The sequence below is a fragment of the Aquaticitalea lipolytica genome (assembly GCF_014641635.1).
Taxonomy (GTDB): domain Bacteria; phylum Bacteroidota; class Bacteroidia; order Flavobacteriales; family Flavobacteriaceae; genus Aquaticitalea; species Aquaticitalea lipolytica.
Genome location: NZ_BMIC01000002.1, coordinates 176234 through 192437 on the forward strand (window position 1 = coordinate 176234; position 16204 = coordinate 192437).

Below are 16204 nucleotides of genomic sequence, written 5' to 3' on the forward strand. Positions count from 1 at the left end.
CTTTAATGATATTAAATGTTTTACTTCCAAGTCACTATATCTTCGAAATTACGTCTCGATTTTTCAAATTGTGGCTCAGTTTTTCTATACCCAAAAGCAGCCATATATGATAATCCATATTTATCGGTATCTACACCAAACTTCTCTCTTAATAGAGCTTCAGTTTTTTCTTGGTGAAAGCCTTCTATTGGACAGCTGTCAATTCCTATAAGTGCAGCAGACGTCATCATGTTTCCTAATGCAATATAGGTTTGTTTTGATGCCCAATCGAATAGTTTTTTATCACTATCTAAATTAAAATCGCGCTCTTGAAACTCTTTGTAAAATTTAGAATACATTTCAATAACGTCTTCTGGAAACTGTTTTACATCTTTCATCATATGCATAATATACTTTGAATCCCATTTTGTCATTGATGCCTTCATGCTTAAGCCTAATACAAAGTGACTCGCAGTATCTAATTTTAAAGGTGCTCCCCAAGCCACTGGTTTTAATAGCTCACGTAATTCTTTATCTTGAACGACTATAAAATGCCAAGGTTCAAAACCAAAAGAGCTTGGTGATAAATTGGCTGTTTTTAAGATAAAATCTATGTCTTCGTTAGATACCTTTTTTGTTTCGTCAAATTCTTTAGTTGCGTGTCTGAATTGGAATGCATTAATAATCTCGTTTTTTGAAATGTTTGGTGTGCTCATTCTTTTATTGTTTATTAAAATATCTTATTGTTATTATACTATCAAAAGTATAGTGGCAAAAGTATAGATAGTTTTATTTTCTCACAATAACGGTCAAAAATGATAGTATATAAATTATATGAAAATATATTATATATAACTAATATACTGGTATTTACAAAATGTTAAATAAACTATAAAAAGTATAGTTGTATAATTAAATATAGTATTATAACTTTGCATCATTAATAATGAAATATTATGGAAATAGAACATAAAAAAAGGCTTATAAAATATAATGACAAGATGTTTTCTTGCACAACAAGTATTGCAATGGAATTGATTGGTGGAAAATGGAAAAGTGTGATTTTAATTTACCTTACAGATGGCAAAAAGCGTTATAATGAACTATATAAATTAATTTCAACTATAACCGAACGTACTTTAAGTTTACAATTAAAACAATTAGAAGAAGATGGACTAATATCGCGACGCGTTTATACTAAAAAGCCACCTTTAAAAGTAGAATATGCTCTTACTCCTTTTGGTGAGAGCTTAGCTCCTGTACTTAAATCGATTGCCAATTGGGGAAAAATAGTTGCTGAAGAAAAAGGGGAATTTATTGAAGGCTAATTTAATTACTTCCTAAACCTATTAAACATCGCAAATTTCTTCTTGGTATTAATAAAATAAACTCCTGTTAGCAGTATAAAAGCAGCTACAATAGACTGCATACTTATATGCTCATCTAATACATACCAACCTAAAAGCAAGGCTATTACAGGATTTACATATGCTGATGTTGATACTTTTTCGGTTGACACCACTTTAAGCAAGTAATTAAACGCAGAAAAGGCTACTATACTACCAAAAAGAATAAGTAACACCATAGACCATTGTGCTTCAACACTCCATAGTGAAGGTGATAACCAGGTCTCTCCTACTGCTAAGCTTCCGATAATGAGCATTACTCCTGCTGCCAGCATTTGATAACCAGTACTTACAAAAAAACTTGATGGCAAATCGGCTTTAGATACATATATACTTGCATAGCTCCAACTTAGCACACAAGAAAAAATCATAATAATACCAATAATACTATCTTTAGTTAGTATTAGCTCGTCTTGACTAACCAGTAAATACATGCCTATAATTCCTAAAACAACTCCAATCATAGACTTAAATTGTATTTTGTTGCCATGAAGTATGCGCATTAAAAAAATTACAAATAGAGGTTGTGTTGCAGCAATTAGAGCAGCAAAACCACTATCGACATATTTTAAAGCCCAAACAAAAACACCATTACCATAGACCAGAAACAAAAAACCTGCAATTACACTATTAAGTATTTGCTTTTTAGTCACTTTTAATGATAGTTTTAAAAACCTAGCAATTATAACTATTAGTATTCCAGCACTTAAAAATCTAATTGAAGCCAGTAATAGTGGTGATACTTCTGTAACAACAATTTTATTAAGTAAATAGGTAGAGCCCCAAATAACATAAATTGAAAAAAACGAAAGAATAATAAGTACACTGTTTTTTGAGAGGCTCATAGTAAAATTGTAAGTAACAAAACTAATGATTTTGTATTATACAAATGACAGTTGTTTATTCAATTTATAAAATGTTTAACTGTTAAAAAACTATAAAAATCTGTAGCTAAAAGTCCATAACAAGATTACTCACGTACATATATAAAACCATTAAAATATAATTATGAAAAAAATTTCAATAAGTCTTATTGCTGTCGTATTATTAACGTCGTGTGTATCTAAAAAGAAATATGTTGCTTTAGAGACTGAAAATGGACAAATTAAAAGCGAACTAACCAAAACTAAAGTAGAAAAAGAAGATCTTGAAGCAAAATTTGCTGAAATACAAGCAAGAGTCGATAAATACAATTCAAAAATAAATTCACTAACTCAAGATAACGACGCAAAATTAGTAAGCGTTGATGGTACTGTGATTTCTGAAAACAACAAAAAAGCTATGCGCGAAACTCTTAAAAAAGTTCCACCTGCTTATTTTGTAAATGTGAAAACATTAAAAGATTCAATGAACTTGGCAGTGTCACATAATCTTAAAAATTCTATTGACACGACAACCCTTGAAGAAGATGAAGATATTTCTATCAACATACAAGAAACTGTTGTGATGATTTCTATTTCAGACAAGATGTTGTTTGAAAGTGGAAGTTATAAGGTAAGTAAAAATGCAAATACTATTTTACAAAAACTTGCTGATATTATAAATTCTGAACCAAGCATTGAAGTTTTAGTTGAAGGTCATACTGATTCAAAAAGTATTAGTACTAGTAAGATTAGTGATAATTGGGACTTAAGCGTTATGCGAGCTACATCAGTTGTTCGTAAATTACAAGACGACTATAATGTGGCTCCAGAAAAACTTATAGCAGCTGGTCGTAGTTTTTATCAACCATTAGCAGAGAATGACACTAAAGAAAACAGAGCAATAAACAGAAGAACTCGTATTATTATTCTTCCAAACATTGATAAGTTTTTTGCCTTAATGGCATCAAATGAATAAAGCTTTATGAGTTATTTTATTAATAAAAAAAGACTGCCCAAAGGCAGTCTTTTTTTTTGATAGTATATGTTTATTTTGGATTAAAAATTAATTACATTCGTTATATAAAATCTTTCATTTTTATAACCCTTGAAAAAAGAAAATTCTTTCAGTAAAAAATTCTTATTTATATCACGTTGGGGAGAAATTCTTGACACTGCTTATGCTACATTATTAGAAGGTAATGATGTAAAATTATATATTGAAGACAAACCCTCTCGCGAAATTGGAACTGGCTTTGTAAAAAAAACTAAAGATTGGAAAAAGCAAGTAGATTGGGCTGACGTCATTATTTTTGATTATACAGGGTATGGTGCTATTTGTAGTGAATTAAGAGCTAAAGGAAAACTTGTAATTGGTGGTAGTGAGTATACCGATTTGCTGGAATTAGATAGAAGTTTTGGTCAAGATGAGTTAAAAAAACATAAAATTAAAACGCTTCCATTTAAAGAGTTTGTGAGCTTTCAGGATGCCATAACATATGTACAAAATAATCCTGATGCTTATGTTATAAAGCCTTCGGGAGAAACTCAAGAACTTAAACAACTTTTATTTGTTGGTAGTGATGACGAAGGCCTTGATGTTATTAGAGTTTTAAAGGCTTATGACAAGTCTTGGGGAGATGATTTTGGTAACTTTCAATTACAGAAAAAAGTAAAAGGTGTTGAGATATCTGTGGCAGCTTTTTTTAATGGAAAGGAATTTTTAAGACCTTTAAATATCACTTTTGAACACAAGAAATTATTCCCAAAAGAACTAGGTGTTTCTACAGGCGAAATGGGTTCTAGTATGTTTTGGGTTAACAACTCTCCTATTTTTGATGCCACGCTCAAAAAATTTGAATCTACACTTGCTAAAACAAACTTTGTTGGGCATATTGATATTAATTGTATTGTTAATGGAAACGGAATTTACCCTTTAGAGTTCACGTCGAGATTTGGATATCCGCAAATATTTATTCAACGTGCAGGAATAAATGAACCTATTGGTCAATTGCTATATAAAATTGCCTCAAGAGAAACGTTTAAAATAAACACAAAAAAAGGGTTTCAAGTAGGTGCATTTATTGTTGTACCACCTTTTCCTTATGAAGATAAAAAAGCTTTTGAATTATTCTCTAAAGATGCAGTAGTCGTTTTCAGAAAAGATTTAAAAGAAGGCATTCACCCTATGCATCTTAAAAAAATAAATGATGAGTGGCTTATAACTGGCAATACTGGTATTGCTTTACTAGTCTCAGGAACAGGTTTAACCATGAAAGATGCTCAAAAAATGATGAACAACAGAATTAGTAACATTATTGTCAATAATGGGTATTACAGAACAGATATTGGCGATCGCTGGTTTGAAGATTCAGATAAACTATGGTCTTGGGGACTTTTATAAAGTATTATGGCATTTCAGTTTGAAAAATTAAAATCTAATCCAAATCAATTTTTTGATATTCTTCCAGAAGATTGGCAAAATGAAATAGTACCTTTTTGGGACGATTATAAAAACACAGCTAGCATATATGTAATAAAAGAGGATAGCCATGTTATTGCTGGAGGAATTTTGTTTTCTACCTGTTCTCCAGATATTTTATATTTTAAAAAGGAGGCTCAAACGTGGTTTAAAAATGGGTTTTTATACATTGGGTTTTTGTGGGTTGCTGAAGACAAACGCAATAATAATCTAGGCTCCTTTTGGTTAGATGAATTAAAAAGACAACTTCCAAATCAAAAGTTGTGGTTACTCATTGAAGAAGAACGCTTACATAGTTTTTATCTTAAAAATGATTTTAAGCTCGATAAAACAATAAAAAACAATGACCATTTGGAGTGGTTATATACATTTTCCTCTCTTTAGTCTAAAAAAAAACATGTTTTAACGATAGTTTAAGTCATAACCTTTGTTTTTAAATATTCTTTTCTATTTTTGATTATAACAATCTTTTTAATCTACTGACAACCAATGAGAAAAATTACTATACTATTTATATTTATACTCTCTTCATATTCAATCACAACCAATGCGCAACAATCTGTTGCTCGTGAGTGGAATGAAGTATTATTAGATGCAATTCGTTTAGATTTTGCACGTCCAACAGTACATGCACGAAATCTATTTCATACTTCAATGGTAATGTATGATGCTTGGGCTGTTTTTGACAGTCAAGCCGAAACAATATTTTTAGGTAAAAGTTATGGTGGTTTTTACACTCCATTTAATGGTATAACTCCACCAGCAGATGTCAATGTTGCCAGACACCAAATTATTAGTTTTGCTATGTTTAGGTTACTAGAGCATCGTTTTGCTAACTCACCTGGTGGAAATACAACAACGCAGTCATTTATAGATTTGATGACATCATATGGTTATGATAAAAACTTTACATCTACAGATTACAGTACTGGAGATTATAGAGCATTAGGAAACTATTTAGCTAGCCAAATGATAGCTTTTGGATTGCAAGATAATTCTAATGAGCAAAATGGATATGTAAATCAGTATTATACTCCTGAGAATGAGCCAATGATTATGATTCCTGGAATGTATTCAGATACTAATGATATGTTACAACCTAACAAATGGCAACCACTAGCCTTTGATACTTTTATTGATCAAAGTGGTAATGTATATCCTCAAAACACTCCTCCATTTTTAAGCCCAGAATGGGGAAAAGTAACTCCTTTTTGCCTTAAAAATGAAGATTTAGAAATATTAAATGATGGCTTTAATAGTTATGTTTATAATAATCCTGGTCCTCCAGTTTATATTCAAAACTCTAACGAAGATGGTATTGACGATCCTTTTAAATGGAACTTTGCTTTAGTAGCATCATGGTCATCACATTTAGATCCTAATGATAATACAATGATAGATATTTCTCCAGGAGCTTTAGGGAATTTTGATATTCAAAATTATCCTCAAACTTTTGCAGAATATCAAGCCTTTTACGATTTTACAGATGGTGGCGACGCAAGTTCTGGTCACACGTTAAATCCTTACACAGGCTTACCATACACACCTCAATTAGTTAAAAGAGCAGATTATGCTAGAGTATTAGCAGAGTTTTGGGCTGATGGTCCAAGTTCTGAAACACCTCCTGGTCATTGGTTTACGATACTAAACCATGTAAGTGACCATCCGCTTACTGTTAAAAAAATTGGAGGTCAAGGACCAACATTAAGCAACTTAGAATGGGATGTTAAATCTTATTTAATTTTGGGTGGTGCTGTACACGATTGTGCTATAAATGCATGGGGAATTAAAGGTTATTATGATTTTGTGCGTCCTGTATCGGCAATTAGATACATGGCTGGAAAAGGTCAAAGTTCTGATATAGGTTTACCAAGCTACGATCCACATGGATTGCCATTAATACCTGGTCGTATTGAGTTAATAGAGGTTGGCGACCCATTAGCTGGAACTGGTGATGAGAATGTTGGAAAAATTAAAATATATGCATGGAGAGGCCCAGATTTTATTAACGACCCAAGTACTGATGATGCTGGTGTTGACTGGATTTTAGGAACACATTGGTGGCCTTATCAAAGACCAACATTTGTATCGCCTCCTTTTGCTGGTTATTTATCAGGACATTCTACATTTTCTCGTGCAGCTGCTGAGGTAATGACCATGTTAACTGGCGATGAATTTTTTCCTGGAGGTATGGGAACTTTTGATATTGAACAAAATAATTTTTTAGTTTTCGAACAAGGTCCTTCACAAAATATGACGCTACAATGGGCAACTTACAGAGATGCATCAGACCAAACAAGTTTATCAAGAATTTGGGGAGGAATACACCCACCAATAGATGATATTAGAGGTCGAATTATTGGCGATAAAATTGGTAAAGAATCATTCAATTTAGCTTTAAATTACTTTAATGGTACTTTAAGTATTGGTGATGAAGAACAAATTGCTTCAACAAAATTATATCCAGTTCCTTTTAAAAACGAATTTAATATTACATCAGATTATAATGGATTGCTAACTGTTGAGCTTTACAGTATCGACGGAAAACAAGTGATCTCTAATGCAATTTCTAAAAATAGCAGAACTGTTTCTGTTAATACACAAACAGTTTCTCCTGGATTCTATATTGTTAAACTTCGCGATGAAGCTAACGATATTGTAATGATTAAAAAAATTGTTAAAAACTAAGTAAAATCCTATAGCGTATGGTATTTTTGTAGCCAAATAAAAATACCATATGTTTTCATTATTGATTGTATTTAGAATAGTAGCCTTTTTAGAAGGCGTTTCATATATTTTGTTACTAGGAATTGCCTCTCCTTTAAAATGGTTTTTTGATGAGCCAAAATATGTCAAATTGTTAGGAATGCCTCATGGTTTGCTATTTATTGCTTATGTTATAATGGCAGTGATTATTGGCTCTAAACTTAAATGGAGTAATAAAACATTGCTTAATGTATTAGCAGCATCTGTAATTCCTTTTGGTACATTTTTTATGATTAAAAAACACCTAAAACAAGCATCATAATGCAAGATATAAGCCATTACTTTTGTGATTTCTTTTTCGATTTAGGTCTATCTGATAAAGCAACATCATTTTTTAACATGCTTGTTTTACTAGCCATATTATGCATTATAATATTAGTTTCAGATTTTATTGCTAGAAAGGTTTTGGTACAAACGTTTAATGCTTATGCCAAAAAATCAAAAACTAATTTTGATGATTTATTAGTTAGCCATAAAGCTCCAAGAAATATTGCCCATTTAGTGCCTTTGTTTTTAACTATAAAATTGTTTCCTATTGTGTTTTATGACTTTCCTCAATCGGAAATTTTTATAATCACAATACTTAAGGTTTATGGAATTTTACTTTCTATTTGGATTTTAAGAAGTGTATTGAGAACACTTGAAGCTTATTTTAAAACAGTTCCTAACCTTAAAGACAAACCTATTGATAGTTATATACAAGTAGTGATGCTGTTTGTTTGGATTACAGGTATTGGGCTATGTTTTGTGGTTATAACTGGAATTCCGCTTTGGACATTTTTCACAACTATAGGTGCAGCTTCAGCCATTTTATTATTAATATTTAAAGATACAATACTAGGTTTTGTTGCAAGTTTACAAATAGCTATTAATGATTCTCTTAGAATTGGTGACTGGATCACTATGGATAAATATGGTGCTGATGGCGATGTGATTGAAATAAATTTAGCAACTGTACAAGTGCAAAATTTTGATATGACTATTACTCATATTCCAACTTATGCCATAATTTCTGATTCTTTTAAAAACTGGCGAGGAATGCAAGCTTCTGGAGGCAGACGTATTAAACGTTCTATTCTTATTAAAGCTAATAGCATAAAATATTTGACTAAGGATAGCATAGAAAAGCTAAAAAATATCGAATTAATAACAGCATATTTATCACACAGGCAAGAAGATATTGATTCGTATAATGCATCTCATAATATTGACAAGAGCACATTAATAAATGGTCGTAATATGACTAATTTAGGCGTGTTTAGGAAGTATTTACAAACTTACATTGAGAACCACTCTGGCATAAACAAAGAGATGTTTATTATGGTAAGACAAATGGCTCCAACACCTCAAGGATTACCTCTTGAAATATATGCTTTTAGTAGTGATAAGCGATGGGAAAATTATGAGTATATCATGTCAGATATTTTTGATCATGCTTTAGCTGCTGTTCCTTATTTTGACTTAGAACTGTATGAGTTAAGTACAGGAGCACAACCAAATACATAAATTATTTAAGTCTATCTCTAACAAATTCTATTTGAGTTTTGCCATGTGGTTTTGGCTTACCATTTTCATCAAGGTTTACCATAATAATATTATCGACTGTTAGTATGGTTTCTCTTGTCATGGTGTTACGAGCAACACACTTTAGTGTTATTGAAGACTTCCCGAAATTAACAACATCAATACCTATTTCAATAATGTCGCCTTGTTTGGCAGAACTCATAAAGTTTATTTCTGAAACATACTTGGTAACAATTTTAGAGTTTTCTAGTTGTATAACTGTATACAGTGCAGCTTCTTCGTCAATCCAGGCTAATAATCTACCTCCAAATAATGTTCCGTTAGGGTTTAAATCTTCAGGTTTTACCCATTTGCGTGTGTGAAATCTCATTTATAATAATTTTTGTTGTGAGTTGTCATTATTGTCTTCGTTTGGAATTTCTAATTGACAACCTAATTCTTTATTTAGTTTCTTAATAAAATATGACGATAATAAAGGTGATTCTTTTTCTATATTTTGATGTATAAAAAAATCTATTTCCTTTACTCCTTGCTCCTGCCATTCTTTTAAGCGTTTAACCCAATCATCTAAACGTGTATAATCGCTTGGATGATTTGCACCAACATAACGCACAAAGGCTGTAGCATTTGTTAATCGCATATGCAATAAATCTCTTCTTCCAGCAGTATCAACTAATACATTAGATACATTGTTTGTCTCTAACAAATCGTATAATTGATTAGACACTGTTTCATTATTATACCAATCTGTATGTCTAAACTCAATAGCCAAAGGAAACTCTTTTGGCCAACGCTCAACAAACTCAACAACTCTATTAAAATCTTTTGGAGCAAAATTATTGTGCATTTGCAAGAAAATTGTACCAAGCTTTTCTTGAAGATTTGATGCATTATTTAAATAATCTTCAACAATAGCGCTTACTTCATTTAATCGTTTCCAATGGCTGATTTCTTGGTTTAATTTAGGAAAGAATTTAAAGTTTTTTGGTGTTTTATCATACCAACCAGAAAAAGTATCGGCTGGAAAAATTCTGTAAAAAGTTGCATTAAGCTCAATAGAATTAAACTGACGTGAATAATATTCTAATTCATCTTTAGTCCCTTTAGGATAAAAACCCTTTAAATCGGCTTTATTCCATTTAGCACAACCAACATATATTTCAGGTAAATTATCATCTTTAACCTTATTTAGCACACGTAATGTATCTATATGATCGATTGGTAAAGTAAAATCAATGTTTTCAGGATTATCGACACTTCCAAATTTCATCTTTTCATTAAATATTTACTCAAATATAAGTCATAAACTCTACAAATATTAAGCTATTTTGATATTAAACACCTATAATTTAATGTGCTAAATCAATATTGTTAATAAACCGGTTAACAACAATTATATACAAATTCTTACAAACCCTACATTCTTTTTATTTTTAAATAAAACTAAACGACATGCCTAACAGAACTACTGATTTGCTTAACATTCGTCCAGAAATTCATGATGCAATAGTTTTTGAAACTATGAGTGATGATGAACGGTTTCAAAACACAACTATTAGACCTGTAATTAAGCTACAGCACGATTTGCTAATTGAAGTTTTTAAAAATTATATTGTAAAGCATAAAAATGTATTTTATGAATTATCTTTGCAGAAACAATTAGACTATATAGAAAACGCAATACATAAAGATATGAAGTTCCGTAACTCTGTTAAAGGGATGATTATTGGTCAATTTACGTTAGAAGAATATAGCATTTATATTAAAAATTCTTCTGCATTAAATAAACGTATTATGAATATTGTAAAAGAGCGTTTTATTAGTCATATACAAGTATTTGAGCCTAAAATGGCTAAAGCTATATGAAGATAAAAAATGAACTACTACAAGCTTGTTATAACTATGCAAACAAACGCATAGCTAACTATAAAGCAGAGATTGAAACTATTAAAGAATCTATTGAAAGCAACGACAAAGGTGGCGATGAAGATGATGATTCTGGTAATGGAAAATTATTTAATGATTTAGAAAAAAATTCTCAACACTTAAGCGAAGCAAATAAAATGCTTGATGGACTAAAAAACATTAATGCTAATACTGTTTCTGAGAAAGTTATAGCTGGAAGTGTTGTAAAAACAACTAGCAATAACTTTTTTATATCTATAAGTGCTGGAAAAATAGATTTGGAAGACAGTAGTTTTTTTGCTATTTCTCACCTCTCACCTATTGGTATGTTATTACTTGGAAAAGGTAAAGGAGACACTATTGAGTTTAATGGTAATACTTTTACAATAACAGAAGTTATATAAGAGATTCCCCATTGAGGTTTGTTGTAAGCACTTCGCTCATATAATCAAAATATGGTCTTATAACTTTAAATGACGTATTTACATCATCTAAAAAATTATCTGCAACAACTTGTTTGTCTGTATATTCTTTGGTGAATATATATTGCTTTTTACGAATTAAATCAATTGCTGGATGTTCTTTGTCAAATCCTTTTGGAGCAGTTTTTAGTTCGTCACCAACAAAATCTCCCCAAGTAGATTTGAAGTCTTTTTGACTGATGATTTTACGAATTGGTTTGTCATCCATTTCAAATTCTTTACGAATACGAAATAAGTCTTCTTTTGAAGGCTCCCAAAATCCAGTTGCAATAAACGATTGATTGTTTGGTTGTATATGTAAGTAATAACCACCTCTTAGCTGTGGCTTTTTTCTATGATAAGAGCCTCCAAAGTGCGTTTTATAAGGTGATTTATCTTTAGAAAATCGCACATCTCTGTAAATTCTAAACATTTTTACCTTATCAACTTCATCATGTGCTTTTAACGCTTCAAACAAAGATTGATAAACTTTTTTAGCTCCAGATTCAATGCTTTTAAACTCTTTTTTATGCTCATTAAACCAATCTCTGTCATTATTTTTTTCAAGCTTCTTAAAAAAATCTAAAACATCTTGAGATATTATATTAGTTTTCATGTACTAGTTTTTAAAATTTAGATGAGTTGTTTAAAACTACAACCATTTTTTTCTTCTGAAATAAAATAGCATTAATATAAATAGCACTACCATAACACCTAAAAGAATAAAATATCCGTTTTTAGCTTGCAATTCTGGCATATTAGTGAAATTCATTCCGTAAATACCTGCAATAAAGGTTAGAGGTATAAATATTGTTGCAATAATTGTAAGCACTTTCATGACTTCATTCATTTTATTGCTAATAATAGACATATACATATCCATTAAACTCCAAATCATCTCTCTATAAATTTCAATATTTTCATTAACATTAATAATATGATCGTATAAATCTCTTAAATAATCATGTGTTTTTTCTTCAACAAATGTGCTTTCAGTTTTGTTTAATTTACTTATAACTTCACGCAATGGAGAGGCAGAACGTCTAATTTTTAAAACTTCTCGTTTTAAAAGCTGAATGCTATTAATCATTTCGTTATCTGAGCTACTAACAAAAACATCATCTTCTAAATCTTCAATTTTATCTCCAAATGCCTCTATAACAGTAATATAATTATCTACAATAGCATCTAAAATACTATACATTAAATAATCTGAACCTGCTCCTCTAATTCTTCCTTTAGGAGTAGATATTCTCTCTCGTAACTCATTAAAAACATCTCCATCAGCTTCTTGAAAAGTTAAAACAAAATCTTCTCCAACAATTAAACTTATTTGCTCATATTTAAGATCATCTTCTTCTTTAAAGAAAATCATTTTAAGTACAATAAAAATGTAATTATCATACTCATCTAACTTAGGTCTATGATTTGTGTTTACAATATCTTCAAGAGTTAAAGGGTGAAGATTGTAGTGCAAACCTAGTTTTTCAATTTCTTTTACATCGTTGAGACCGTTTACATTAACCCAAGTTATATTACCATTCCCTTTAAGATTAAAAGCATCTTCAACACGCTTTGATTCAATTTTTTTATATGAATCTTTATCAAAATTAATTATTTCAACATGAGTGTCATCAGATTGTTTAGTTCCTCTATATGACATAGTTCCTGGAGGAAGATTCCTAACCTTATATACTTTTTTTCTCTTTTTAAGTTTCATGAATTTAATTTATATTCCCTACTCTGTAGAACTTTAAAAGTATAAAAACTTTTTATCATAGGGTGTATCAATTAAAGAATAAGTATTTATTATAAATAACTTTAATTTATAAATGATAAATGTGATATTTTCGTTTTATACATATAAGGTTTGCTTTTTGAAAATTTTTTCATTAATATGCAAATTAAATTTTTACAGAAGAATACATGGGAAGACCACCTACAAGACCTATAAAATTCAGAGATGGATTTTATATCGAGATAAGAAATAAAGGAAAAAATACTGGAATAAAAATTCACAGAGACACTAAGGCTCAAATGCTTAGAACTATAAAAGAATATGAGCAATCTAAAGATGTAATTATTTTTGGAGAGTCTAAAGATGGTAAATGGGTTGAAAAAGAGCCTGTTCTTCACGTTGTTGAAGACTAAATTTTGTCTTTAAAAAACTGCTAAATCGATTGTTTTTTATTTAATTATCAAATTATTTCATAAATTGTTTTAAAATTTTAACCAACTAAAACTAATATTTATGAAAAATTCTTTGACTAAACCACCTGTTTGGTTTTGGATTGTAAGTGTACTTGCACTTCTTTGGAATGCAATGGGTGTAATCGCCTATTTGACAAGAGCTTTTGCTACTGACGAAATGATTGCTCAACTAGAACCAGAGCAACAAGCAGAATTTTTAATTGAGTATCCAGCTTGGGTTACAGCAGCTTTTGCTTTGGCAGTTTTTTGCGGTTTCTTAGCATGTGTTTCTCTATTAATGAGAAAAAAATGGGCTTATACTTTGTTTATTGTTTCTGCTATTGCAGCTTTTGCACAACATGTATATATATTTATGAATGTAGAAGTTCAAAGCTACGTAATGCCAGTTATGGTTATAGTAGTTTGCTTGTTCTTAATATGGTTTTCCAAAAATTCAGTTTCAAAACATTGGATAGCATAATTTATAACCAACCAAATTTTATTTTAAAAAGGCATTAGTAAATCTAATGCCTTTTTTAATAACTATTTATGCCTTTCTTTAAGTGTCTTTACCACATCTTTTAATGTAAACCCTTTTGCTTGAAGCAATATCAAATAATGAAACAGCAAATCTGCACTTTCGTTAATAAATAAATCGTCATTATCATCTTTAGCTTCTATAACAACTTCTACAGCTTCCTCTCCTACTTTTTGAGCTATTTTATTAATGCCTTTAGAAAATAGTGATGACACATACGAGTCTTCTGGATTAAAATTAGCCTTTCTGTCTGCAATGATGGTTTCCAGTTTTGAAACAAATCCAAAGTTTTCATTATTTGACTCATTCCAACAAGTATCGCTTCCTTTATGACACGTTGCACCAATTGGATTAACTTGAATAAGCAAAGCATCATTATCACAATCTAATTTAATATCAACAAGATTAAGATAGTGACCACTCTCCTCGCCTTTTGTCCATAACCGTTGTTTTGTTCTGCTATAGAAAGTTACTTTTTTACTTTCTTTTGTTTTATTAAATGCTTCTTCATTCATATAACCTAACATCAAGACATTTTTTGTAATTGCATCTTGTATTACTGCAGGAACTAATCCATCATTATTTTTATTAAAATTTATAGTCATTATAATCGTACTTCAATATTATTATTTTTCAATTCTTTTTTTAAATCTTGAATAGCTATTTCTTTGAAATGAAATACACTAGCAGCTAAAGCAGCATCAGACTTACCTATATTAAATGCATCTACAAAATGCTGTATAGATCCTGCGCCTCCTGAAGCTATTATTTGAATATTTAATTCTTCAGATAATTTAGCTAAAGCATCGTTAGCAAAGCCTTCTTTAGTGCCATCATTATTCATCGATGTAAATAAGATTTCTCCTGCTCCACGCTGTTCAGCTTCTTTTGCCCAATCAAATAAATCTAAATCTGTTGCAACACTTCCACCAGCCAAATGCACTCTCCAATTTTCTTCAATCTGTTTTGCATCAATTGCTACTACAATACATTGACTCCCAAATTTGTTTGACAACTCATTAATTAATTCTGGTCGTTTTATTGCAGAAGAATTTATAGATATTTTGTCTGCACCAAATTTTAAAAGCCTATCTACATCATCAATTGAAGAAATACCACCTCCAACTGTAAATGGTATATTAACTTGCTCTGCAACTTTTAAAACCATTTCTAAAGTTGTGTTTCTTCCTTCAAGTGTGGCTGAAATATCCAAAAACACAAGTTCATCAGCACCTTCATCTGCATATTTTTTTGCTAGTTCAACTGGATCTCCTGCATCTCTTAATCCAACAAAATTTATACCTTTAACAGTACGACCATTTTTTATGTCTAAGCAGGGAATTATTCGTTTTGTTAACATTTTAAAAATGTGTTTCTAAGTCTCTTAAACTAATTTCACCTTCATATAAAGCTTTACCTATAATTACTGCTTCACAACCGAGATCTTCTAACTGGTTAAGATCATTAATTGAAGTTACACCACCAGATGCTATTAGCTTTATAGATTGTCCATCACTATTAGAACACTCATTTATTATTTTCTTATATAATTCAATTGAAGGCCCTTCTAACATTCCATCTTTAGAGATATCTGTACAGATTACATATTGAACGTGCTTTTTTTGATACTCTTTTATAAAAGGAATAACATTTAAATGACTTTTCTTTTGCCAACCACTAATTGCGATTTTTTCATCTAAGCAATCTGCACCAAGTATAATTTTTGTTCCACCATACTTTTCAATCCATCCTTCAAAAGTTTTAGTATCATTAACAGCTATACTTCCTCCTGTAATTTGTTTTGCTCCTGAGTTAAATGCAATATGCAAATCTTCATTTGCTCTTAGTCCACCACCAAAATCAATTTTTAAGCTGGTTTTTGACGCTATCTGCTCTAACACTTTATAATTTATTATTCGTTGTGCTTTAGCTCCATCTAAGTCCACCAGATGCAAATACTCAATACCTGCTGATTCAAATTGCTTTGCTACCTCTAATGGATTTTCGTTATATATTTTTTTTGTGCTATAGTCGCCTTTTGTGAGCCTAACACATTTGCCTTCAATAATGTCTATTGCTGGTATAATTCTCAT

The 16204-nt window shown here is 30.5% G+C and carries 20 protein-coding genes; 11 read left to right on the forward strand and 9 right to left on the reverse strand.

What is annotated here, in order from left to right; translation table 11 throughout:
• Positions 1-20: 20 nt before the first annotated feature.
• Entirely contained in the window at positions 21-695 is a 675-nt protein-coding gene (locus IEW41_RS07605; RefSeq protein WP_188605743.1) for an NAD(P)H-dependent oxidoreductase, read from the reverse strand.
• A gap of 240 nt (positions 696-935) precedes the next feature.
• Between IEW41_RS07605 and IEW41_RS07610 the strand changes: the two genes are divergently transcribed.
• A complete protein-coding gene (locus IEW41_RS07610) occupies positions 936-1307 on the forward strand; it encodes a winged helix-turn-helix transcriptional regulator (protein WP_188605744.1) in 372 nt (123 codons plus the stop codon).
• Between the two features lie 5 nt (positions 1308-1312).
• Here the strand turns inward: IEW41_RS07610 and IEW41_RS07615 are convergent, their stop codons facing one another.
• Positions 1313-2230: an EamA family transporter gene (locus IEW41_RS07615; RefSeq protein ID WP_188605745.1), complete on the reverse strand. Its 918-nt coding sequence runs from the start codon at positions 2228-2230 to the stop codon at positions 1313-1315.
• Between the two features lie 163 nt (positions 2231-2393).
• Here IEW41_RS07615 and IEW41_RS07620 point away from each other — a divergent pair, with 163 nt between their 5' ends.
• From IEW41_RS07620 to IEW41_RS07645, 6 genes are all read left to right on the forward strand, one after another.
• Positions 2394-3224 (forward strand): OmpA/MotB family protein, encoded by an 831-nt coding sequence (locus IEW41_RS07620; RefSeq protein ID WP_188605746.1) that lies wholly within the window; start codon positions 2394-2396, stop codon positions 3222-3224.
• 129 nt (positions 3225-3353) lie between these two features.
• Positions 3354-4649 (forward strand): phosphoribosylamine--glycine ligase, encoded by a 1296-nt coding sequence (locus IEW41_RS07625; protein WP_188605747.1) that lies wholly within the window; start codon positions 3354-3356, stop codon positions 4647-4649.
• Between the two features lie 6 nt (positions 4650-4655).
• Complete coding sequence (locus tag IEW41_RS07630; protein WP_188605748.1) at positions 4656-5111, forward strand: GNAT family N-acetyltransferase; 456 nt, start codon at positions 4656-4658, stop codon at positions 5109-5111.
• Between the two features lie 105 nt (positions 5112-5216).
• Positions 5217-7415 (forward strand): T9SS type A sorting domain-containing protein, encoded by a 2199-nt coding sequence (locus IEW41_RS07635; protein ID WP_188605749.1) that lies wholly within the window; start codon positions 5217-5219, stop codon positions 7413-7415.
• A 49-nt stretch (positions 7416-7464) separates the two neighbouring features.
• The gene (locus tag IEW41_RS07640; protein WP_188605750.1) at positions 7465-7755 is read left to right on the forward strand and encodes a DUF3817 domain-containing protein; all 291 of its coding nucleotides are present in this window, start codon (positions 7465-7467) and stop codon (positions 7753-7755) included.
• A complete protein-coding gene (locus IEW41_RS07645; RefSeq protein ID WP_188605751.1) occupies positions 7755-8999 on the forward strand; it encodes a mechanosensitive ion channel family protein in 1245 nt (414 codons plus the stop codon). Before IEW41_RS07640 ends, IEW41_RS07645 begins: the two co-directional genes overlap by 1 nt.
• A 1-nt stretch (position 9000) precedes the next feature.
• Here IEW41_RS07645 and IEW41_RS07650 read toward each other — a convergent pair whose 3' ends face one another.
• Positions 9001-9387: an acyl-CoA thioesterase gene (locus tag IEW41_RS07650; protein WP_188605752.1), complete on the reverse strand. Its 387-nt coding sequence runs from the start codon at positions 9385-9387 to the stop codon at positions 9001-9003.
• Positions 9388-10287: a DUF72 domain-containing protein gene (locus IEW41_RS07655; protein WP_188605753.1), complete on the reverse strand. Its 900-nt coding sequence runs from the start codon at positions 10285-10287 to the stop codon at positions 9388-9390.
• A gap of 182 nt (positions 10288-10469) precedes the next feature.
• On the opposite strand from IEW41_RS07655, the gene IEW41_RS07660 reads away from it, so the two are divergent.
• The gene (locus tag IEW41_RS07660) at positions 10470-10883 is read left to right on the forward strand and encodes a glyoxalase (RefSeq protein ID WP_188605754.1); all 414 of its coding nucleotides are present in this window, start codon (positions 10470-10472) and stop codon (positions 10881-10883) included.
• Entirely contained in the window at positions 10880-11326 is a 447-nt protein-coding gene (locus IEW41_RS07665; protein ID WP_188605755.1) for a transcription elongation factor, read from the forward strand. Before IEW41_RS07660 ends, IEW41_RS07665 begins: the two co-directional genes overlap by 4 nt.
• Here IEW41_RS07665 and IEW41_RS07670 read toward each other — a convergent pair.
• Together IEW41_RS07670 and corA are read right to left on the reverse strand one after the other, a co-directional pair.
• A complete protein-coding gene (locus IEW41_RS07670) occupies positions 11319-11999 on the reverse strand; it encodes a DUF2461 domain-containing protein (RefSeq protein ID WP_188605756.1) in 681 nt (226 codons plus the stop codon). The genes IEW41_RS07665 and IEW41_RS07670 overlap by 8 nt on opposite strands.
• Positions 12000-12035: 36 nt before the next feature.
• Entirely contained in the window at positions 12036-13103 is a 1068-nt protein-coding gene (corA, locus tag IEW41_RS07675; protein ID WP_188605757.1) for a magnesium/cobalt transporter CorA, read from the reverse strand.
• Positions 13104-13309: 206 nt separating this feature from the next.
• On the opposite strand from corA, the gene IEW41_RS07680 reads away from it, so the two are divergent.
• Together IEW41_RS07680 and IEW41_RS07685 are read left to right on the forward strand one after the other, a co-directional pair.
• Positions 13310-13534, forward strand: coding sequence for a hypothetical protein (locus tag IEW41_RS07680; RefSeq protein ID WP_188605758.1), 225 nt, complete (start codon positions 13310-13312; stop codon positions 13532-13534).
• A gap of 100 nt (positions 13535-13634) precedes the next feature.
• Positions 13635-14054, forward strand: a complete 420-nt coding sequence (locus IEW41_RS07685) for a hypothetical protein (protein WP_188605759.1) — start codon at positions 13635-13637, stop codon at positions 14052-14054.
• A gap of 62 nt (positions 14055-14116) precedes the next feature.
• On the opposite strand, the gene hisIE is transcribed toward IEW41_RS07685, so the two are convergent.
• From hisIE to hisA, 3 genes are read right to left on the reverse strand one after another with little or no spacing between them, the layout of a single operon-like run.
• Entirely contained in the window at positions 14117-14716 is a 600-nt protein-coding gene (gene hisIE, locus IEW41_RS07690) for a bifunctional phosphoribosyl-AMP cyclohydrolase/phosphoribosyl-ATP diphosphatase HisIE (RefSeq protein WP_188605760.1), read from the reverse strand.
• A complete protein-coding gene (gene hisF / locus IEW41_RS07695) occupies positions 14716-15471 on the reverse strand; it encodes an imidazole glycerol phosphate synthase subunit HisF (RefSeq protein ID WP_188605761.1) in 756 nt (251 codons plus the stop codon). Before hisF ends, hisIE begins: the two co-directional genes overlap by 1 nt.
• A gap of 1 nt (position 15472) precedes the next feature.
• A complete protein-coding gene (gene hisA, locus IEW41_RS07700) occupies positions 15473-16204 on the reverse strand; it encodes a 1-(5-phosphoribosyl)-5-[(5-phosphoribosylamino)methylideneamino]imidazole-4-carboxamide isomerase (RefSeq protein ID WP_188605762.1) in 732 nt (243 codons plus the stop codon).

Excerpts from the sequence above, each read along its gene's own strand:
- IEW41_RS07610 (WP_188605744.1), top strand. The coding sequence starts at position 936 with ATGGAAATAGAACATAAAAAAAGGCTTATAAAATATAATGACAAGATG.
- IEW41_RS07605 (WP_188605743.1), bottom strand. The coding sequence starts at position 695 with ATGAGCACACCAAACATTTCAAAAAACGAGATTATTAATGCATTCCAA.
- IEW41_RS07615 (WP_188605745.1), bottom strand. The coding sequence starts at position 2,230 with ATGAGCCTCTCAAAAAACAGTGTACTTATTATTCTTTCGTTTTTTTCA.
- IEW41_RS07640 (WP_188605750.1), top strand. The coding sequence starts at position 7,465 with ATGTTTTCATTATTGATTGTATTTAGAATAGTAGCCTTTTTAGAAGGC.
- IEW41_RS07620 (WP_188605746.1), top strand. The coding sequence starts at position 2,394 with ATGAAAAAAATTTCAATAAGTCTTATTGCTGTCGTATTATTAACGTCG.
- hisF (WP_188605761.1), bottom strand. The coding sequence starts at position 15,471 with ATGTTAACAAAACGAATAATTCCCTGCTTAGACATAAAAAATGGTCGT.
- IEW41_RS07680 (WP_188605758.1), top strand. The coding sequence starts at position 13,310 with ATGGGAAGACCACCTACAAGACCTATAAAATTCAGAGATGGATTTTAT.
- IEW41_RS07645 (WP_188605751.1), top strand. The coding sequence starts at position 7,755 with ATGCAAGATATAAGCCATTACTTTTGTGATTTCTTTTTCGATTTAGGT.
- IEW41_RS07655 (WP_188605753.1), bottom strand. The coding sequence starts at position 10,287 with ATGAAATTTGGAAGTGTCGATAATCCTGAAAACATTGATTTTACTTTA.
- IEW41_RS07660 (WP_188605754.1), top strand. The coding sequence starts at position 10,470 with ATGCCTAACAGAACTACTGATTTGCTTAACATTCGTCCAGAAATTCAT.
- IEW41_RS07650 (WP_188605752.1), bottom strand. The coding sequence starts at position 9,387 with ATGAGATTTCACACACGCAAATGGGTAAAACCTGAAGATTTAAACCCT.
- hisA (WP_188605762.1), bottom strand. The coding sequence starts at position 16,204 with ATGAGAATTATACCAGCAATAGACATTATTGAAGGCAAATGTGTTAGG.
- IEW41_RS07670 (WP_188605756.1), bottom strand. The coding sequence starts at position 11,999 with ATGAAAACTAATATAATATCTCAAGATGTTTTAGATTTTTTTAAGAAG.
- IEW41_RS07630 (WP_188605748.1), top strand. The coding sequence starts at position 4,656 with ATGGCATTTCAGTTTGAAAAATTAAAATCTAATCCAAATCAATTTTTT.
- corA (WP_188605757.1), bottom strand. The coding sequence starts at position 13,103 with ATGAAACTTAAAAAGAGAAAAAAAGTATATAAGGTTAGGAATCTTCCT.
- IEW41_RS07685 (WP_188605759.1), top strand. The coding sequence starts at position 13,635 with ATGAAAAATTCTTTGACTAAACCACCTGTTTGGTTTTGGATTGTAAGT.
- IEW41_RS07665 (WP_188605755.1), top strand. The coding sequence starts at position 10,880 with ATGAAGATAAAAAATGAACTACTACAAGCTTGTTATAACTATGCAAAC.
- IEW41_RS07635 (WP_188605749.1), top strand. The coding sequence starts at position 5,217 with ATGAGAAAAATTACTATACTATTTATATTTATACTCTCTTCATATTCA.
- hisIE (WP_188605760.1), bottom strand. The coding sequence starts at position 14,716 with ATGACTATAAATTTTAATAAAAATAATGATGGATTAGTTCCTGCAGTA.